The sequence below is a fragment of the Bradyrhizobium sp. 1 genome, assembly GCF_023073315.1.
GTDB lineage: Bacteria > Pseudomonadota > Alphaproteobacteria > Rhizobiales > Xanthobacteraceae > Bradyrhizobium.
The window spans coordinates 498,260-515,516 of the sequence record NZ_JADPJH010000022.1; the positions used below are offsets into that span (position 1 = coordinate 498,260).

The window sequence follows — 17,257 nt, forward strand, 5'->3', positions numbered from 1 at the left end:
CCTACATCCTTCCGCACGCTTCTGCTAAGGTCCGCCGCAACGCGGCCGCCAATGATGAGCCGCATGGGGAGAGAAACATGAAGGCTTCTTGCGCGGCACTAGCGGCCGTTCTGCTGTCCGTTTCGACGCTGGCCATGGCGGCCGATTATCCGGCGCTCAAGCAAGGCGACTGGATCGCCAAAGACTTCAAGTTCCACACCGGCGAGACCCTGCCGGAGCTGCGGCTGCACTACACCACCGTCGGCGAACCGGGCGGCCAGCCCGTGCTGGTGCTGCACGGCTCGGGCGGATCAGCGGCGAGCATGTTGACACCTGCCTTTGCCGGCGAGCTGTTCGGTGCGGGACAGCCGCTCGACGCATCCAAATATTACATCATCATTCCCGATGGTATCGGCCACGGCAAATCGTCAAAGCCGTCCGACGGCATGAAGACCGCCTTTCCGAAATACGATTACGACGACATGGTCGAGGCGCAGTACCGCCTCGTGACGGAGGGGCTCGGCGTCAAGCATCTGCGGCTCGTCTTCGGCAATTCGATGGGCGGCATGCACACCTGGCTGTGGGGCGAGAAATATCCGCAGGCGATGGACGCGCTGATCCCGATGGCCTCGCAGCCGACCGAGATGGCGTCGCGCAACTGGATGCTGCGGCGGATCATGCTCGACACCATACGCAACGACCCCGACTACAATGGCGGCAATTACGCCAGCCAACCGCGCATGATGAAATACGCCATCACCGCCTACGGCATCGCCAGCATCGGCGGAACGCTGGCCTATCAATCGCAGGCGCCGACGGCGGCCAAGGCCGACAAGATCGTCGACGAGCGGCTCACGATACCGATCACGGCGGATGCCAACGACTTCATCTACCAGTGGGAAGCCTCGCACGACTACAATGCCGCCGGGAAGCTGGAGGGAATCGAAGCCTCGCTGCTGCTGATAAATTCCGCCGACGACGAGCGCAACCCGCCGGAGACCGGCGTCACGGATGCTGCGATGAAAAGGATCAAGAACGGCAAACTGTATCTCATCCCGGCAAGCACCGAGACGCGCGGCCACGGCACGACCGGCAATGCGAAATTCTACGTCGAGCAGGTCCGACAATTGCTGCAAACTGCGCCGCAGCGGACGATGTAAGATCGCGTCCGCCCATATCGCAACGCATCATATGCGGCGCACCTCGCGTCGCATATTATTTGAGCATGCAATGCGCTGACAGCTCGGGCTTAATCATCGCAACTAGAATCGACTCGCGATGAGGAGGACCGCATGCACAGGCTCGCGCTGTGCGTTTGGCTCGCTGCGACGACGGCGCTGACGAGCGCCGCGTTCGCGTTCGACAACGGGCAATACGACAACGTCCCGCCCGACATCCGCGCCTGGTTCAAGAGCGTGATGGCGCCGAACGGCGTGCCCTGCTGCGACATCTCCGACGGTCACCGCACCGACTACGACGTGCGCGGTGGCACCTACTGGGTGCCGATCGAGGGACAGTGGATGGAGGTGCCGGAGCGCGCCCTCATCCGAGATCGCGGCAATCCGGTCGGCCAGGCCGTGGTGTGGTACGTCCATCATCGCGGCACCATCATCATCAGCTGCTTCGTTCCGGCGGACGCAGTGTAGGCCCGTTCTGCGATGGCGCCCTGGAGCCACGCATGCTAGTTCGCCTGATGGCTCCTGCAAGCGATCTCACGCGCACCGTGATGCGCTTCGTTCTGGCGGCATTTTATCTCACAGCCGGCGTCGCGCATCTCTGGGTTCCGGACAAACTGCTCGCGATGACGCCGTCCTGGGTGCCGTTCGCTGCCCAGGTCATCCTCTTGACCGGCCTGTGCGAGATCGCCGGCGCAATCGCGCTGGTGACGAAGCCGCTACGCTGGTGGGCAGGCGTCGCGCTCGCGCTCTATGGGCTCTGCGTGTGGCCGGCGAACATCAAGCACGCCATCGAGGGCATCGACGTCCCACCCATTCCCAACAGCTGGCTCTATCACGGGCCACGGCTGGCGCTCCAGCCGGTTCTGATCTGGTCGGCGCTTTATTGCGCCGGCGTCATCGACTGGCCGTGGCGGCGTGACAAAAGCCGATAGCGATCGGGCCAGAGGATGATATCCTCAAGTCTTCAGACAGGGAGACCTTCGTGACTGACCTTTGCACCGAAGACCTCGCCACCATCTATGCGAAGCCGAGCCCGCGCGTGATCGCCAAGGCACGCCCCGCGATCGACGCGCATGCGAAAAAATTCATCGAGATGTCGCCGTTCTGCGTGCTCGCGACGTCGGGCACTGACGGCAGCGTCGATGCCTCCCCGCGCGGGGGTGGCATCGGCTTCGTCCATGTCGCCGGTCCCAACCAATTGCTGATGCCCGACCGTGCCGGCAACAACCGCATCGACAGTTTTCGCAACGTCGTCGAGGGCTCGGGCTTCGTGCACATGTTGTTCTTCGTGCCGGGGATCGACGAGACGCTGCGCGTCGGCGGCCGCGGCACGCTGTCGATCGACCCGAATCTGCTCGCCTCGATGGTGGAGTACGGCAAGCCGCCGCGCGCGGTGCTGAGCGTCGCGGTCAGCGAAGTCTATTTCCACTGCGGCAAGGCGCTGATGCGCTCAAAGCTGTGGTCGCCGGAGAAGGTGCAGCGCTCGGTGATGCCGAGCATCGGCCAGGTCATCCACGACCAGACCGGCCTCGGCGAACCGGAGAGCCAGGAAATCGTGGAAGAGCGCTACAAGACGCAGCTGTAAATCACAACGTCGCCCCGGCCTTCGCCGGGATGACGATGGAATGCGTGGCGAGAGCGGAGCCTAGTGCCCCTCGCCCTCGAGCCCGCCGACGTGCTTCTGGGTGTAGAGTTCGAGGCCGATGCGGCCGATCAAATCGAGCTGGGTTTCGAGGAAGTCGATGTGATGCTCCTCGTCGCTCATCAGCTTCTCGAACAGGTCACGCGTGACGTAGTCCTTGGCGCTGTTGCAATAGCCGGCCGCTTCCTGGTAGAGCGCCCGCGCGCTCATCTCGGCGGCGAGATCGCATTCGATGATCTCCTTGACGTTCTGGCCAATGCGCAAGGGATCGAGCACCTGCATGTTCGGGAAGCCGTCAAAGAACAGAATCCGCTCGGTGAGCTTGTCGGCATGCTCCATCTCCTCGATGGATTCCTTGCGCCAGACCTTGGCCATGTCCCGCAGGCCCCAATTGTCGAGGAAGCGGTAGTGCAGCCAGTACTGGTTGATTGCAGTCAGCTCGTGGCGCAGCGCCTTGTTGAGATAGTCGATGACTTTTGCGTCGCCCTGCATGATGCACTCCAAATCTTGCGTCCAAATCGGCCCTAACCGACTTTAGAATGCTTCTAAGTCAGTTTAAACACGAGGGCAACCGGCTACGGGAGCGCAGCCGGGGAAAAGCTCAGCCAGAATGGGGAAGTTTTCAGCAAGCCGCGAGGGCGAACTGGACGGGCTCGGCCGTCTCGTCATTGGCGGCCACGGTGTGGCTATGCGGGCAGCCCGAGCAGCAGGACTTGGCGCAGGGGCCAAGCGCTTCGTCGATGATGGTCTTAATCGTCCGGGCGCAACGGCCACATTCGGCGCTGCAGCCGAGGCATCCATAGACCTGCTTGGCATGGCGCACGGCGTCTTCGGACTCGGCGACAGCGGCGCGGACGTCGTCATCGCTCAGCACGTTACAGGAACAAACGATCATGGAAGCGGCAGGCCCTTCGGTGATGCGCCATCATCGATATTTAAGGGACCGTCCGGATGCAAAGGGAAAAACCGGTATTTGAAGCTATTCCAAACTGGCCCGGAACCAGCCTAGAACGGCTCTAAAATAGGCGATTGCGCTGGATCAAGATGGAGCCAGATCGGGACCTAATCGCCGCCGCCCCCGCCACCATCGCCGCCGCCTCCGCAATCTCCACCTCCGCCGCTATCGCTCGTGGAGCAGCCGGCGCTGTCGGTCGAACTCCCGGAACTGTCGCTGCAAAACCAGCTGCCCAGCGAGAAGCCGTCATTCGTCGTATCCGAATAGCTGTCGCCCCCACCGGCATCGCCGCCCGCGCTAGCGCGCGAGCGGCGCTGGCCGCGGTTCTGGATATGGGTCATCAGGGCATAGCCGATCACACCGACAGCCCCGACGGCGATCAGGGCATTGGTCAGGACGTTCATCATCGTCTCCCGGGGCCAAAAGTCGCATTTCCTAATTATTGGTCGCACCGGGCAGTTTGCCGTTCATTGATCATTCAAACGAAGTATGGAACTTTGGCCGGAACAGTTCCGTATCCGTGTGTGAAAGGTCGACCCATGAAGAAGACGCTTATGGCAATCGCTGCCGCCGCCACCCTGGTCCTGACCGCCGGAACGCCGGCCCATGCACAGCGCGGTGTCGCTGCTGGCGTGGCCGCGGGGATCATCGGTGGTGCCATTGTCGGTGGCGCGCTGGCCTCCCCGTATTACGGCCCCGGTCCGGCCTATGGCTATGGTCCGGGTTATGGCCCCGGCTACTACCCGCCTCGTTACTACGCGCCGGGTCCGGGCTACGTCGCCGACGACTATTATGGCGATGGCTGCGTCTGGCAGAAGCAGCGCTTCTGGGACGGCTATGCCTGGCGCGTCCGCCGCGTCCGGGTTTGCGGCTGAGACGCCGTGAGCCCGTTCGTGTGAATCGCTTCGCCCGGAGCAGTTGCTTGGGCCGGTTCACTACGGATGCGCTATTCATTTTGGGGCCCGAAAAAGACCGCTTTTTCTCGTCACAGCTCCGTGCGCGTTTACGATGGATTGACCATTTGCGCGCTTCCTAGCTGCAAGGCCAATTCGATCAGCGTGTGCGTGAACCTTTGAAACCTGGACGCCTCTAACAAGATGCGTTCATCTCCCAGGAGAGCCAAGAGCATGAAGAAGACTTTAGTTGCCGCCCTCACGGTTGCGGCGATCGCCGGTTCGCTGGTGACCGCCACTCCGTCCGCTCAGGCCCATGACGGCGTCGGCGTCGGCATCGCGGCCGGCCTGCTCGGCGGCGCAATCATCGGCGGCGCCATCGCGTCGAGCCGTCCGGCCTATGGCGGACCGGTTTATGTGGCCGAACCCGGCCCGCCGCCCCCGCCCTGCTACTGGCAGCGCCAGCGCTATTGGGACGGCTACGGCTGGGCCGTTCGCCCGGTTCGCGTCTGCTACTGATCTGATTGCGAGATCTGATCGTGAGGCGCTCATGAGCGCCGCGATCGAAGCCCGGCCGAGCACCTCGGCCGGGCTTTTTTCTTGGTCGGCCTAACGCGCCGCCTGGATCGAGCGCAGCACCTCTTCGCTCGGCCAGCAATCGACCTTCAGTCCTGCCGACTTCTGATAGGCGCCGAGCGCCGCGCGCGTCTGCATCCCGGCCTTGCCGTCGATCTTGTCCTTGTAGAGCCCGACGCGGGTGAGCCCGCGCTGCATGGTCTCGACGTCCTTGGTGCGCAACTGCTTCGACGCGGCCCACGGCGTCGCGAACGGAAGCGGGCTCGTCATGCGATCGCTGAGATGGCCGACGAACAGCACGTAGAGATCCGAGAAATTGTATTCCTTCATGACGAAGTAATTCTTCGTGGTCAGAAACGCCGGACCGTAAATACCCTCCGGCTGTAGCAACGACGCCGGCTGCGCCTGCTCGGCGGCGCTTAACTTCTGCCCGCGCACCGGCACAAAACCTTCGCGCAGCCACTGGCCGATTGGCTTCGTCACTTCGGGGACGCCGGTGGTGCAATCGACCTTCGCCGGCGCCTGCACCTCGTAGGCCCAGCGCACACCGCTCTGCCAGCCCTTGTTGACGAGCTGCTGCGCGGCCGAGGCCAGCGCATCCGGCACCGAATGCCAGATGTCGATGCGGCCATCGCCGTCGAAGTCGACGCCGTGCTTGTAATATTCCGACGGCAGGAATTGCGTGAGCCCGGTGGCGCCCGCCCAGGACGAACGCATGTCCTTGCGCGTCACCACGCCCTCGCCAAGAATCTTCAGCGAGAGGATGAACTCGTTGCGATAGGTGTCCTTGCGGCGTCCGACATAGGCCTGTGTCGCCAGTACGCGGACGAGATCGTAGGGGAGCGTGTAGCGGCCGTAATCGGTCTCACGTCCCCAGATCGCGAGCATCACGGTCGCGGGCACACCAGAGCTTTTCTCGATCTGGGTAAGCTGCGCTCGATATTTCTGCAGCAGCCGCTGCCCCTCGCTCGCAAGCCGCGCGATCGAGGCTTCCCTGACGTAGTCCGCCGGCACCTGCACGAACTCGGCCTGCGACGGCGCGCCGGTCGCGGGCCGTCCCGGCAGGATCAAATCGGGCAGCTTGTAGTCCGGCTCGAGCCCGCGCGTCTGCTGCTCGAACGTCGCCCGCGACACGCCTGCGGCCTGTGCTTCCGGCCACAGCGAGGCGATGAACTGCGTGAAAGCGGCGTCGGCGGCGCGGGCGGGCGAAAGGCCACAGGTGAAAACGATCACCGCAGCAATGAGCACCCGCCGCATCATGCCGACATCACCGCGTCAGCTTCTTGTACTTCACGCGGTGCGGAATGATGCTGTCCTGACCGAGACGGCGCATCTTGTCCTTCTCGTAATCCTGGAAGTTGCCTTCGAACCATTCGACATGGCTCTCGCCTTCGAAGGCGAGGATGTGGGTCGCGATGCGGTCGAGGAACCAGCGATCATGGCTGATGATGACGGCGCAGCCGGCAAAGTCTTCCAGCGCTTCTTCGAGCGCGCGCAACGTGTCGACGTCGAGATCGTTGGTCGGTTCGTCGAGCAGCAGCACGTTGGCGCCGGACTTGAGCATCTTGGCGAGATGCACGCGGTTGCGTTCACCGCCGGAGAGCGCGCCGACCTTCTTCTGCTGGTCGGCGCCCTTGAAGTTGAACGACGAGCAATAGCCGCGCGAGTTCACTTCCCTCTTGCCGAGCAGGATCAACTCGTTGCCGCCGGAGATCTCCTCCCACACGTTCTTGTTGCCGTCGAGCGCATCGCGGGACTGGTCGACATAGCCGAGATGCACGGTCTCGCCGACCGTGATCGTGCCCTTGTCCGGTGTTTCCTGCTTGGTGATCATCTTGAACAGCGTGGTCTTGCCGGCGCCGTTGGCACCGATGACGCCGACGATGCCGCCGGGCGGCAGCTTGAAGGTGAGATCGTCGATCAGAAGGCGATCGCCATAGCCTTTGCTGAGGGCCTCGAAATCGACCACGTTGTCGCCGAGACGCTCGGCGACCGGAATGACGATCTGCGCGGTCTGGCTCTGCTTGTCGCTCGCCAGCTTGAGCAGATCCTCGTAGCGCTGGTAGCGCGCCTTGGACTTGGCCTGACGCGCCTTCGGCGAGGACGCGACCCATTCCTGCTCGCGGGCAATCGTCTTCTGGTGGGCGGCGTCCTCGCGACCTTCCTGCTCCAGCCGCTTCTGCTTCTGCACCAGCCAGGACGAGTAATTGCCCTCGTAGGGAATGCCCTTGCCGCGGTCGAGCTCGAGGATCCAGCTCGTGACGTTGTCGAGGAAGTAGCGATCATGGGTGACGATCAGGATCGCACCGGGATAGCTACGCAGATGACCTTCCAGCCATGACACCGACTCGGCATCGAGATGGTTGGTCGGTTCGTCGAGCAGCAGAAGTTCGGGCTGGTCGAGCAGCAGCTTGCAGAGCGCGACGCGGCGGCGCTCACCACCCGAGAGTTTCGTCACGTCGGCATCGTCAGGCGGACAGCGCAGCGCGTCCATGGCCTGGTCAACCTTGCTGTCGAGATCCCAGAGGCCCTGGGCCTCGATCTCGTCCTGCAGCTTGGTCATCTCGTCGGCGGTTTCCTCGGAGTAGTTCATCGCCAATTCGTTGTAGCGATCGAGGATGGCCTTCTGCTTGGCGACGCCCAGCATGACGTTCTCGCGCACGGAGAGCGTCGCATCGAGATGTGGTTCCTGCTCGAGATAGCCGACGCGGGCGCCCTGGGCGACCCAAGCCTCGCCGTTATACTCCTTGTCGAGGCCGGCCATGATCTTGAGCAGCGTCGACTTGCCCGAGCCGTTGACACCGAGCACGCCGATCTTGGCGTCCGGATAGAACGACAGATGGACGTTATCGAGCACCTTGCGGGTCGGGTAGCTCTTGGTCAGGCCCTGCATGAAATAGACGAACTGGCGCGCCATGGGTCCCGAATACCTTCGATTTGAGGAAATTTGCTTGCCGCCGATGTAGCGATCCCGCCCCCAAAGGGCAATGTTTTCCCTCCGTTCACCACGGATGAATACTGGACGGACACCATCCGGGCCCCGATCCGGACAATTGAAACTTTCTTTTAATAAATCAGGCCAAAGCTCGGTCTCGCGCGGAAACAGCGCCACCCGCTCAGAATGAACGGGGAGCACAGCGAGGCCGACCCATGGCTCTGATCGAGACCCACTCCATCGCCGTTCCGGCCGACGCCGGGAGCGTGTCCGAGGTCAAGGGCTTCTGGAAGCGCTTCTTCGCCACCGCCTTCAACCCCTACCGGCCCGAGCTGCACTACATGCGCGGCCCCGGCCCCGCCTGGCGCGCCAAGCACGGCATGAACGCGCCGTTCCGGCTGAAGCCCCGCGACCTCTGAGCCCTTATCACCTATCGAATTTTTGAAGACGCGAGCGCCTTGCGCACGGTCGCGATTGCGCGCAACCATGGCCTGGTTCCACCTCTCGCCATGGATGAACGCTGATGACGCGGCTGCGCTGTGCAATTCTCGACGACTATTTCAACATCGCCCTCGACGTCGCCGACTGGCCGAAACTGTCCGACCGCGTCGACGCCACGGTGTTCAGCCATCCTTTCGCCTCCGAGCAGGCCGCGGCCAGCGCGCTCGCCGATTTCGACATCATCTGCGCGATGCGCGAGCGCACCGCGTTCCCCAAGAGCCTGTTCGACAGCTTGCCGAAGTTGAAGCTGCTGCTGACCTCCGGCATGCGCAACGCCTCGATCGACATGGAGGCTGCGAAGGCGAAAGGCGTCACCGTCGGCGGCACGCAGTACTCGCGCGATCCGACCGCCCCTCTGACGATGGGCCTGATCCTGGAACTGACCCGCGGCATCGGCCGCGAGAACGTGCGCATGCATGCCGGCGAGCCCTGGCAGACCTTTGCCGGCGTCGAGATCGAGGGCCTGACGCTCGGCGTCGTCGGCCTCGGCAAGCTCGGCAGCAAGATGGCGGGCATTGCGAAGGCGTTCGGCATGAACGTGATCGCCTGGAGCCCGAATCTGACGCCCGAGAAGTGCGCGGCGGCCGGCGTCGGCTACGCCACCAAGGAGGAGCTGTTCGCCAAGGCCGATATCATCTCCATCCACGTGGTGCTGAGCGATCGGTCGCGCGGACTCGTCGGAGCTGCCGATCTCGCGCGGATGAAGCCGACCGCCTTCCTTGTCAACACCGCGCGCGGACCGATCGTGGACGAGCAGGCGCTGCTCGAGGCGTTGCAGCAGAAGAGGATCGCGGGCGCCGGCATCGACGTGTTCTCGGTCGAGCCGCTGCCGGTCGATCATCCCTTCCGCAAGCTCGACAATCTCGTGCTGACGCCGCATCTCGGCTACGCCACCGAGGACGGTCTGCGCATCCATTACGGCCAGATGGTCGAGGCGATCGACGCCTTCACCAGGGGCAATGAGCTGCCGCGGAAGCTCGCCTGATGCCTCAGGCCGCCGAGCGCTGGCTGGCGGACTGCCTTGCCACGTCGGCGAAACCGTCGAGCCAGGAAGTATGAGCAGGGCGCCAATCGAGTTCGCGTTTGGCCTTGGCGTTGGAAGCACCTCGCACCTGCGTCATCATCGAGACCATATGCTCACCGGCCAGCAACCGGCCGAGCCATGCCGGCACGTGAAGCGGCGGCCTGGCGCCCACCAGCTCGGCCAACGCCGGCAGCCATTCCCTGACCTGTGCCGGGTGATCGTCGACGACATTGTAGATGTTGCCCGGGCGGCCACGCTCGACTGCTGCGACCGTGGCAGAGGCGGCATCTTCGGTGTGAGTGAACGACCAGGTACCGCCGCCATCGCCGATCAGCGGCACGCGCCGGTGGCGCAACTGGTCGATCATCGCCGGCGAGAGCGTCCCGGTCCCGGGGCCATAGAAGAATCCGTAGCGCAGCACGATGCCCGCGGGGTCCGATGATGCCGATACGGTCCGCTCGAGATATTGGAGAGCCTCGAGGGTACGGCGCAGCTCTTCCGGCGGATCCGGATCGAGTTCATCCGCTTCCGCCTTGACCGCCCCGCCGGTGCGGCTGAAGGTCCAGCCGCAGAAGCTTTGCGCGATGAAACGTCCGGCTCCGGCTTCGCGTGCTGCGCTCAGCAGGATGTCGGTTCCCAGCGTTCGCAGCTGATTGGTCTTCGCAAAGGCGCGATCGAAATGACGGAGATCTGTGGCCGCCGCAAGGTCCGTCATCTGATGGATCACGACCTCGGGTTTGGCCGAAATCACCGCCGCGCGAAGATCTTCGGCATCGAGGCCATCGGCGACAACGGGTTCGGCCCCCAATGCCATGAGCATCCCGGCCTTCTCCGCGGCTCGCGTGGAGCCGACGACCGTGTGTCCCCTGGCGATGAGCATGGGAACCAGATGACGACCGATCGCACCGGTCGCGCCTGCAACAAAGATTCGCATCCTGTGCTCCTCACGTCGTTGCAATTCTTCCGTGAGGTAGTCGACGCGTGCAGGGATTCAACCCGGCGAACACACTGGCGGGCGGAATCGGCGCCACAAACATTTGCGGCGCGTGGCCGAGGCACACGCGCCGCAAATCAACTCGATTGTTCCACGCGAACCTAGCGCACGGTGACCGGCGCGGGCAGCGGCGGGACCACTGTCGGCTGCGTACCCGGGACGGGACCTGCCTGGGCCGCCATCGGAGCCGGACCAGCGGCACCAGGCATGGGCGCAGCGGACGCGGTCGCCGTTCCCGGCGCCGGACCGCCCGGCATCACCACCACGCGGGTGCCGACCTTGGTGCGCTCGAACAGATCGGAGACGTCATCGTTCAGCATGCCGATGCAGCCGGAGGAGACGAACTTGCCGATCGTCGAGGGCTGGTTGGTGCCGTGGATGCGATACACGGTCGAGCCGAGATACATCGCGCGGGCGCCGAGCGGATTGCCAGGGCCGCCGGCCATGAAGCGCGGCAGATAGGGCTGGCGCTCAATCATCTCGGTCGGCGGATGCCAATCCGGCCACTCGGCCTTGCGGGTGATCTTCTGCACGCCGGTCCAGGTGAAACCGTCGCGGCCGACGCGGACGCCGTAACGGACCGCACGGCCGTTGCCGAGGACGTAATAGAGATAGGTGTTCGGGGTATCGACGATGATCGTGCCAGCCGGCTCCTTGGTCGCCAGCGACACTTCCTGACGGCGCAGGTTCGGCGCCAGCTGCGCCGGAGCCGCGTCAGGCTGCTCCTCGGGCGGCAATGAGGCGATCGCCATCGGCCGGCCATCGGCGCCGACGGCGGGCTGCTGCGAGACTGCTCCGGTCGCGGCCGGGCCACCGACGGCTTCCGGCGGACGCATGCCGTCGCTGCCCGGCGCCTGGCCCGGGCGGTCGGCATAAATCACCTGCGGCGCGCCAGCGGGGCGGCCATAGCGCGGATCGTCGGGCGACATCACTGGTCCCTGCGGCGGCGCAGCCGAATAGACGGGCGCGCCGGCGGGACGGCCATAACGGGGATCATCCGGCGACATCACCGGGCCTTGCGGCGGGGCGGCCGAATAGACCGGCGGACCAACGGGGCGGCCATAGCGCGGATCGTTGGGTGAACTCATCGGGCCGCCCGGGCCTGGCGGCGGCAGCGAGGCCTGCGGCATCGCGTCGTCGTCATCTTCTAGCGCGTCGAAATTCGGCGTGCGGTCGCCGGGGCGATATTCGGCCGGCGCGCCATAGCTCGGCGCCTGCTGGACCGGATAGCTCTGGGCCTGTGCGAGCGAGGTTCCCGCCGCAGCGACTGTTGCGGCAGCGCATATCGTCAGAAAATGTTTGATCATCATCGCTCTTATGTAGTCCCCGGGCCCCGTCCGAGCCGTTAACGGCCAAATGACCGAAGATAGCGGCACATTCAAGACATAACAGGCTGATTGTGCCTGATTTAGCGATTTGTGATGCAATCGCACACAGTTGCTCCGTTGCATCACGGGGCGGAAATCGCATCACGCCGTAGATTGCCGGAGCCACCGCCCTGTTTTTTACGGAACGTCGCAGAGGCGTTGCGATATGGTCGAATCAGCCTGATTCGCCACCGCTTTGAGCTCAAATCCCCGCGTGGCGAACGCGGCAAGCAGTACCGTCACCGCGTTCAGATGGCTCATGGGCCCTGGCCACACGCCGCCGGGGCGGAAATTCGTAATCCGTCAATGCTTCCCGGCTTTCGCTTTCTGCTTGCCGCGATCCTGCTGTCTACCTCCATCCTGGTGTTCGGCTTAGGGGCCGCCTCGCTGCTGCGGGCGAGCCACGAGCAGTATGTCAGCAACCCGTCCTGGCGGAACGGCCCGCAGGAGCAGATGTTTGCGCAGGCGTCCGAGCCGGCCCCGGCCCAACCGGTGCTCGCGGCACTCCGCGTGGAGCCCGCCGCCAATGAGGCGACGCCTGCGATGCCGGACCAGATCCCGAGCATTGGGCTGCCCGCGGTCGAAACAAGCCCCGAGCAGATGGCCGCGGTGACGCTCGAGGCTAAGGCTCAGGTCGCCGCCATCGCGCCGGTTCCAGAGGCGGCTCCGCCCGCCGCCGAAGCGCCAGTCGCGCAGCCCGCCAAGAGTGAGGCTGCGCCTCCCGCGCCTGCGGACACACTCACCCCCGCCGACACGACGGCTTCCATCGCCACGAAGACACCCGCACCAGCAGCGACCGCCCCCGAAGTGCCGCGAACCGCGACGCTGGCGCCGGCATCGCGCGTGACCGACATTGCAGCGGCCAGGATGGCTGCGCTGAACGAGCTTGTGCCGGCGACGACCAAAGCCGGCAGCGCGACGCCCGGGAGCAAGCCACGTGCGCACAAGCCGAAGAAGCGTCACCGCATCGTGCGGCGCCCGCCGCCTCAGCAGATCAACCAGGCGCTCGATCCGTTCGGCCAGCCGCAGCAAACGCTCGCCACGACAGCCACGCGCACGCGCTGACACTTGGTTCACCTCGCCCCGCTTGCGGGGCGAGGGACCGCACCACCGCCGCGGCCGCTATCAACCGTTCAAGCCGCTCCCGTCGCGATCGGCGGGCCTTTTTCCTGGCCCCATTCCGACCACGAGCCGTCATAGAGCGCGGTGTCGGTAATCCCCAGGCGATAGAGCGCGAGCGTCAGCACGCCGGCTGAGACGCCGGAGCCGCAGCTTGTCACGATCGGCGCATCGAGCTTGACGCCTGCGCCAGTGAAGGCGGCGCGGAGATCTTCGAGCGGCTTCATCGTGCCGGTCGCCGCATCGAACAGCTGGTTATAAGGCACGTTGCGCGCGCCGGGGATGTGGCCGGAGCGGATGCCCGCGCGCGGCTCGGGCGCGCGGCCCTCGAAACGCTCAGCGGCGCGCGCGTCGATCACCTGCTCGGCGCGGCTTTCGACGTTGGCGACGAGCTGCTGCATGCTACGCACGCGCTTTGCATCGTAGCTCGCCTTGAAGCTCGCCGGCTTCGGTTTCACTTCGCCGGTCTCGGTGGCCCTCCCCTCGGCGCGCCACTTCTTCAGGCCGCCGTTGAGGATGCGCACATTGGCGTGGCCGAAGGCCAGGAACATCCACCATGCGCGGGGCGCGGCCACCCAGCCGCCGGCATCGTAAAGCACGACGGTGTCGGCATTGGAGATGCCGAGTTGGCCTGCGTCACGGCCGAACTGCTCGGCGCTCGGATACATGTGCGGCAGCGGGTTGGAATGATCCGAGACAGCATCGACGTCGAAGAACACGGCGCCCGGCAGATGCGCGGCGAGATAATCGTCCTTCGGCAACGGCAGCACGCCCGGCAGCTTGAAGCTGGCGTCGAGCACTTTGACGTTGGAATCGTTGATGTGGGCGGCGAGCCATTCGGTGGAGACGAGGGGATCGGTCATGCGAGTCTTTCCTTGTGGTCATTCCGGGGCGCCTGGAGGGCGAGCCCGGAATCCATTGTGCGGCAGAGTTGGTGGATGAATGGATTCCGGGCTCGCGACTTCGTCGCGCCCCGGAATGACGAAGGGAGAGAACTAACCCTTCTTCTTCGGCTCCCACTGCTGCACCGGACCGCCGGCGTCGCGCCAGGCGGCGTAGCCGCCGGCGATGTGGGCGACGGGTTTCAGGCCCATGTCCTGCGCGGTCTTGGCGGCGAGCGCGGAGCGCAGGCCGCCGGCGCAGTGGAACACGAACTTCTTGTCCTCCTGGAACACCGGCTTGGCGTAGGGGCTCTGCGGATCGATCCAGAATTCGAGCATGCCGCGAGTACAGGCGAATGCGCCGGGGATGCGGCCGTCGCGCTCGATCTCGCGGGGGTCGCGGATGTCGACGATGATGACGTCGCCGTTCTTGGAAATCTCGATGGCGTCCTTGGCCGACAGCGTCTCGATCTCGGCATTGGCCTCGTCGATCAGCGCCTTGATGCCGCGGGTGATGGTCTGGGGCATGTCTTTTCCCTTCTCTTTCGTCATTGCGGGGCGATGCGCAGCATCGAGCCCGGAATGACAAGGAGTTAGTGCGTCAATTCCTTCATCGCACCCTCGAGCCCCTCGATCGTGATCGGATACATGCGGTTGGCGAAGATGCGTTTGATGATCGTGGTCGATTCCGAATAGTCCCAGTGCTTCTGCGCGACCGGATTGAGCCACACCGAATGCGGATAGGTGTGGATGATGCGGTCGAGCCAGACCGAGCCGGGCTCCTCGTTGACATGCTCGACCGAGCCGCCGGGCACCATGATCTCGTAAGGCGACATCGAGGCATCGCCGACGAACACGATCTTGTAGTCGTGCGGATATTTGTGCAGCACGTCCCAGGTCGGGGTGCGGTCGGTGAAACGGCGTTTGTTCTGCTTCCACACGCCTTCATAGAGGCAATTGTGGAAGTAGAAATACTCCATGTGCTTGAACTCGCTCTTCGCCGCCGAGAACAGCTCCTCGACCTGCTCGATATGCGCGTCCATCGAGCCGCCGATGTCGAAGAACACCAGGAGCTTCACCGCATTGCGCCGCTCGGGACGCATGTGCACGTCGAGATAGCCGTGATTGGCGGTCTCGCGGATGGTGGTGTCGAGGTCGAGCTCGTCGGGCGCGCCGGTGCGCGCGAACTTGCGCAGGCGGCGCAGCGCCACCTTGATGTTGCGGATGCCGAGCTCGACATTGCCGTCGAGGTCTTTGAACTCGCGCTTGTCCCACACCTTCACGGCGCGGTTGTTGCGGTTCTTTTCCTGGCCGATGCGGACACCTTCGGGATTGTAGCCGTGGGCGCCGAACGGCGAGGTACCTGCGGTGCCGATCCATTTCGAGCCGCCCTGGTGCCGGCCCTTCTGCTCCTCGAGGCGCTTCTTCAGCGTCTCCATGAGCTTGTCCCAGCCCATCGCCTCGATCTGCTTCTTCTCTTCCTCGGTGAGGTATTTCTCGGCGAGCTTCTTCAGCCATTCCTCGGGAATCTCGGCCCCTTCCATGGCGTCAAGCAGGCTTTCCAGCCCCTTGAACACCGTGCCGAAGACGCGATCGAACTTGTCGAGGTTGCGCTCATCCTTCACCAGCGCGGTGCGCGACAGATAGTAGAAATTCTCGACCGAGTAGTCCGCCAGATCAGCGTCGAGCGCCTCCACCAGCGTGAGGTATTCGCGCAGCGTCACGGGGACCTGCGCATCGCGCAGAGACGTAAAGAATTGCAGGAACATGGGTGACAGATTGCCCGTCGGGGGACGAACGTCAAGGGGCGGAGATCGCCGCGGGGCGCTGGACCGGGAGGCTTTTTGCTCTAGAATTGACCATCTCACGGAGTTGTTTTGGGGACGTTTGCAATGGGAATTCTCGCGGCACTCATCATCGGCGCCATCGCCGGCTGGCTTGCCGGCAAGATTGTCCACGGGGCGGGATTTGGGCTGATCGGCAACATGGTTGTCGGCATCATCGGCGCGCTGGTCGCGAGTTGGGTGCTGCCCCAGCTCCATATCGAGCTCGCCACCGGCACGGTCGGCGCCATCGTGGATGCCACGATCGGCGCGGTGATTGTGCTGGTCATCCTTTCGCTGATAAAACGGGTCTGAAAGCCTGACCGAACCAGGAACGGCCGCCATGCGCGGCCGTTCCCATGTCGCGACCGGGGCAATGAAGCAATGCCCGGGACGACGACCAACAAGGACGCGCAATGAAATTTACCGGCACCAAGGACTATGTTGCGACCGACGATCTCAAGGTCGCCGTCAATGCCTCGATCGTGCTGGAGCGCCCGCTCCTCATCAAGGGCGAGCCCGGCACCGGCAAGACGGTGCTGGCGGAAGAAGTCGCGAAGGCGCTGAACGCGCCGCTTCTGACCTGGCACATCAAGTCCACCACCAAGGCGCAGCAGGGCCTCTACGAATACGACGCGGTATCGCGCCTGCGCGACAGCCAACTCGGCGATGCCAGGGTGTCCGACATCAAGAACTACATCAAGCGCGGCAAGCTGTGGGACGCCTTCACCGCCGAGCAGCGCCCGGTGCTGCTGATCGACGAGATCGACAAGGCCGACATCGAATTCCCGAACGACCTCCTGCTCGAACTCGATCGCATGGAATTCCATGTCTACGAGACCGGCGAGACGATCAAGGCCAAGCAGCGCCCGATCATGATGATCACCTCCAACAACGAGAAGGAGCTGCCGGACGCCTTCCTGCGCCGCTGCTTCTTCCACTACATCAAATTCCCCGACGTCGACACGATGACCCGCATCGTCGACGTCCACTTCCCCAACATCAAGAAGCGCCTGGTCGAGGAAGCGTTGCGCATCTTCTTCGAGGTGCGCGAGGTCCCGGGGTTGAAGAAGAAGCCGTCGACGTCGGAGCTGCTCGACTGGCTCAAGCTGCTGCTCAACGAAGACATGAGCGTCGAGCAGTTGCGCGAGCGCGACCCGCGAAAACTGATCCCGCCGCTGCACGGCGCGCTGCTCAAGAACGAGCAGGACGTGCATCTGTTCGAGCGGCTGGCGTTTTTGAGCAGAAGGGAAGTGTAGGCCTCTCGTGTCCCGGACGCGCTGCAGCGTGCAACGCTGCTGCGCAGAGCCGGGACCCAGAAGGCGACACGGTACTCTGCGGCGACATGGGCCCCGGCTCTGCAGCGCACCGCTGCACCGGACGATGCTTC

At 64.2% G+C, this 17,257-nt stretch carries 21 protein-coding genes; 11 read left to right on the forward strand and 10 right to left on the reverse strand.

Features of this window, described 5'->3' with window-relative positions; all coding sequences use genetic code 11:
- Window positions 1-77 precede the first annotated feature (77 nt).
- From IVB29_RS19090 to IVB29_RS19105, 4 genes are all read left to right on the forward strand, one after another.
- The gene (locus tag IVB29_RS19090; protein ID WP_247504908.1) at window positions 78-1,139 is read left to right on the forward strand and encodes an alpha/beta fold hydrolase; all 1,062 of its coding nucleotides are present in this window, start codon (window positions 78-80) and stop codon (window positions 1,137-1,139) included.
- Between the two features lie 132 nt (window positions 1,140-1,271).
- Window positions 1,272-1,625, forward strand: coding sequence for a hypothetical protein (locus tag IVB29_RS19095; RefSeq protein ID WP_247504909.1), 354 nt, complete (start codon window positions 1,272-1,274; stop codon window positions 1,623-1,625).
- A gap of 32 nt (window positions 1,626-1,657) precedes the next feature.
- The gene (locus IVB29_RS19100) at window positions 1,658-2,089 is read left to right on the forward strand and encodes a DoxX family protein (RefSeq protein WP_247504910.1); all 432 of its coding nucleotides are present in this window, start codon (window positions 1,658-1,660) and stop codon (window positions 2,087-2,089) included.
- 50 nt (window positions 2,090-2,139) lie between these two features.
- On the forward strand, window positions 2,140-2,742 hold the full coding sequence (locus IVB29_RS19105) for an MSMEG_1061 family FMN-dependent PPOX-type flavoprotein (RefSeq protein WP_247504911.1): 603 nt from the start codon (window positions 2,140-2,142) through the stop codon (window positions 2,740-2,742).
- A gap of 60 nt (window positions 2,743-2,802) precedes the next feature.
- Here IVB29_RS19105 and bfr read toward each other — a convergent pair whose 3' ends face one another.
- From bfr to IVB29_RS19120, 3 genes are all read right to left on the reverse strand, one after another.
- Window positions 2,803-3,291 carry a bacterioferritin gene (gene bfr / locus IVB29_RS19110; protein WP_092021671.1) on the reverse strand — a complete coding sequence of 163 codons (489 nt, stop codon included), beginning with the start codon at window positions 3,289-3,291 and terminating at the stop codon, window positions 2,803-2,805.
- Window positions 3,292-3,421: 130 nt separating this feature from the next.
- Window positions 3,422-3,694 (reverse strand): (2Fe-2S)-binding protein, encoded by a 273-nt coding sequence (locus IVB29_RS19115; RefSeq protein WP_247504912.1) that lies wholly within the window; start codon window positions 3,692-3,694, stop codon window positions 3,422-3,424.
- A gap of 167 nt (window positions 3,695-3,861) precedes the next feature.
- On the reverse strand, window positions 3,862-4,161 hold the full coding sequence (locus IVB29_RS19120; RefSeq protein ID WP_247504913.1) for a hypothetical protein: 300 nt from the start codon (window positions 4,159-4,161) through the stop codon (window positions 3,862-3,864).
- A 132-nt stretch (window positions 4,162-4,293) separates the two neighbouring features.
- Here IVB29_RS19120 and IVB29_RS19125 point away from each other — a divergent pair, with 132 nt between their 5' ends.
- Window positions 4,294-4,629 carry a hypothetical protein gene (locus IVB29_RS19125; protein ID WP_247504914.1) on the forward strand — a complete coding sequence of 112 codons (336 nt, stop codon included), beginning with the start codon at window positions 4,294-4,296 and terminating at the stop codon, window positions 4,627-4,629.
- Window positions 4,630-4,881: 252 nt separating this feature from the next.
- Window positions 4,882-5,166 (forward strand): hypothetical protein, encoded by a 285-nt coding sequence (locus IVB29_RS19130; protein ID WP_247504915.1) that lies wholly within the window; start codon window positions 4,882-4,884, stop codon window positions 5,164-5,166.
- 90 nt (window positions 5,167-5,256) lie between these two features.
- Here IVB29_RS19130 and IVB29_RS19135 read toward each other — a convergent pair whose 3' ends face one another.
- Entirely contained in the window at window positions 5,257-6,483 is a 1,227-nt protein-coding gene (locus IVB29_RS19135) for a lytic murein transglycosylase (RefSeq protein WP_247504916.1), read from the reverse strand.
- A gap of 7 nt (window positions 6,484-6,490) precedes the next feature.
- Window positions 6,491-8,140: an energy-dependent translational throttle protein EttA gene (gene ettA / locus IVB29_RS19140; RefSeq protein WP_247504917.1), complete on the reverse strand. Its 1,650-nt coding sequence runs from the start codon at window positions 8,138-8,140 to the stop codon at window positions 6,491-6,493.
- 233 nt (window positions 8,141-8,373) lie between these two features.
- Here ettA and IVB29_RS19145 point away from each other — a divergent pair, with 233 nt between their 5' ends.
- Both IVB29_RS19145 and IVB29_RS19150 read left to right on the forward strand, forming a co-directional pair.
- Complete coding sequence (locus IVB29_RS19145) at window positions 8,374-8,577, forward strand: hypothetical protein (protein ID WP_247504918.1); 204 nt, start codon at window positions 8,374-8,376, stop codon at window positions 8,575-8,577.
- A gap of 104 nt (window positions 8,578-8,681) precedes the next feature.
- The gene (locus tag IVB29_RS19150; protein ID WP_247504919.1) at window positions 8,682-9,644 is read left to right on the forward strand and encodes a D-2-hydroxyacid dehydrogenase family protein; all 963 of its coding nucleotides are present in this window, start codon (window positions 8,682-8,684) and stop codon (window positions 9,642-9,644) included.
- 4 nt (window positions 9,645-9,648) lie between these two features.
- On the opposite strand, the gene IVB29_RS19155 is transcribed toward IVB29_RS19150, so the two are convergent.
- On the reverse strand, window positions 9,649-10,617 hold the full coding sequence (locus tag IVB29_RS19155) for an NAD(P)-dependent oxidoreductase (protein WP_247504920.1): 969 nt from the start codon (window positions 10,615-10,617) through the stop codon (window positions 9,649-9,651).
- 161 nt (window positions 10,618-10,778) lie between these two features.
- The gene (locus IVB29_RS19160) at window positions 10,779-11,984 is read right to left on the reverse strand and encodes a L,D-transpeptidase (RefSeq protein ID WP_247505143.1); all 1,206 of its coding nucleotides are present in this window, start codon (window positions 11,982-11,984) and stop codon (window positions 10,779-10,781) included.
- A 366-nt stretch (window positions 11,985-12,350) separates the two neighbouring features.
- Here IVB29_RS19160 and IVB29_RS19165 point away from each other — a divergent pair, with 366 nt between their 5' ends.
- Window positions 12,351-13,109 (forward strand): hypothetical protein, encoded by a 759-nt coding sequence (locus IVB29_RS19165; RefSeq protein ID WP_247504921.1) that lies wholly within the window; start codon window positions 12,351-12,353, stop codon window positions 13,107-13,109.
- Between the two features lie 68 nt (window positions 13,110-13,177).
- Here the strand turns inward: IVB29_RS19165 and sseA are convergent, their stop codons facing one another.
- The 3 genes from sseA to IVB29_RS19180 form a co-directional block, all read right to left on the reverse strand.
- Complete coding sequence (gene sseA / locus IVB29_RS19170; protein WP_247504922.1) at window positions 13,178-14,026, reverse strand: 3-mercaptopyruvate sulfurtransferase; 849 nt, start codon at window positions 14,024-14,026, stop codon at window positions 13,178-13,180.
- Window positions 14,027-14,158: 132 nt separating this feature from the next.
- Entirely contained in the window at window positions 14,159-14,572 is a 414-nt protein-coding gene (locus tag IVB29_RS19175) for a rhodanese-like domain-containing protein (RefSeq protein WP_247504923.1), read from the reverse strand.
- 65 nt (window positions 14,573-14,637) lie between these two features.
- The gene (locus IVB29_RS19180) at window positions 14,638-15,813 is read right to left on the reverse strand and encodes a VWA domain-containing protein (RefSeq protein ID WP_247504924.1); all 1,176 of its coding nucleotides are present in this window, start codon (window positions 15,811-15,813) and stop codon (window positions 14,638-14,640) included.
- A 123-nt stretch (window positions 15,814-15,936) separates the two neighbouring features.
- Between IVB29_RS19180 and IVB29_RS19185 the strand changes: the two genes are divergently transcribed.
- Window positions 15,937-16,182 carry a GlsB/YeaQ/YmgE family stress response membrane protein gene (locus IVB29_RS19185; protein ID WP_129268120.1) on the forward strand — a complete coding sequence of 82 codons (246 nt, stop codon included), beginning with the start codon at window positions 15,937-15,939 and terminating at the stop codon, window positions 16,180-16,182.
- A gap of 101 nt (window positions 16,183-16,283) precedes the next feature.
- Window positions 16,284-17,126, forward strand: coding sequence for a MoxR family ATPase (locus IVB29_RS19190; RefSeq protein ID WP_247504925.1), 843 nt, complete (start codon window positions 16,284-16,286; stop codon window positions 17,124-17,126).
- Window positions 17,127-17,257 lie beyond the last annotated feature (131 nt).

Coding starts and splice junctions, on each gene's coding strand:
- IVB29_RS19090 (WP_247504908.1), top strand. CDS start 78: ATGAAGGCTTCTTGCGCGGCACTAGCGGCCGTTCTGCTGTCCGTTTCG.
- IVB29_RS19095 (WP_247504909.1), top strand. CDS start 1,272: ATGCACAGGCTCGCGCTGTGCGTTTGGCTCGCTGCGACGACGGCGCTG.
- IVB29_RS19100 (WP_247504910.1), top strand. CDS start 1,658: ATGCTAGTTCGCCTGATGGCTCCTGCAAGCGATCTCACGCGCACCGTG.
- bfr (WP_092021671.1), bottom strand. CDS start 3,291: ATGCAGGGCGACGCAAAAGTCATCGACTATCTCAACAAGGCGCTGCGC.
- IVB29_RS19115 (WP_247504912.1), bottom strand. CDS start 3,694: ATGATCGTTTGTTCCTGTAACGTGCTGAGCGATGACGACGTCCGCGCC.
- IVB29_RS19120 (WP_247504913.1), bottom strand. CDS start 4,161: ATGATGAACGTCCTGACCAATGCCCTGATCGCCGTCGGGGCTGTCGGT.
- IVB29_RS19125 (WP_247504914.1), top strand. CDS start 4,294: ATGAAGAAGACGCTTATGGCAATCGCTGCCGCCGCCACCCTGGTCCTG.
- IVB29_RS19130 (WP_247504915.1), top strand. CDS start 4,882: ATGAAGAAGACTTTAGTTGCCGCCCTCACGGTTGCGGCGATCGCCGGT.
- IVB29_RS19135 (WP_247504916.1), bottom strand. CDS start 6,483: ATGATGCGGCGGGTGCTCATTGCTGCGGTGATCGTTTTCACCTGTGGC.
- ettA (WP_247504917.1), bottom strand. CDS start 8,140: ATGGCGCGCCAGTTCGTCTATTTCATGCAGGGCCTGACCAAGAGCTAC.
- IVB29_RS19145 (WP_247504918.1), top strand. CDS start 8,374: ATGGCTCTGATCGAGACCCACTCCATCGCCGTTCCGGCCGACGCCGGG.
- IVB29_RS19150 (WP_247504919.1), top strand. CDS start 8,682: ATGACGCGGCTGCGCTGTGCAATTCTCGACGACTATTTCAACATCGCC.
- IVB29_RS19155 (WP_247504920.1), bottom strand. CDS start 10,617: ATGCGAATCTTTGTTGCAGGCGCGACCGGTGCGATCGGTCGTCATCTG.
- IVB29_RS19160 (WP_247505143.1), bottom strand. CDS start 11,984: ATGATCAAACATTTTCTGACGATATGCGCTGCCGCAACAGTCGCTGCG.
- IVB29_RS19165 (WP_247504921.1), top strand. CDS start 12,351: ATGCTTCCCGGCTTTCGCTTTCTGCTTGCCGCGATCCTGCTGTCTACC.
- sseA (WP_247504922.1), bottom strand. CDS start 14,026: ATGACCGATCCCCTCGTCTCCACCGAATGGCTCGCCGCCCACATCAAC.
- IVB29_RS19175 (WP_247504923.1), bottom strand. CDS start 14,572: ATGCCCCAGACCATCACCCGCGGCATCAAGGCGCTGATCGACGAGGCC.
- IVB29_RS19180 (WP_247504924.1), bottom strand. CDS start 15,813: ATGTTCCTGCAATTCTTTACGTCTCTGCGCGATGCGCAGGTCCCCGTG.
- IVB29_RS19185 (WP_129268120.1), top strand. CDS start 15,937: ATGGGAATTCTCGCGGCACTCATCATCGGCGCCATCGCCGGCTGGCTT.
- IVB29_RS19190 (WP_247504925.1), top strand. CDS start 16,284: ATGAAATTTACCGGCACCAAGGACTATGTTGCGACCGACGATCTCAAG.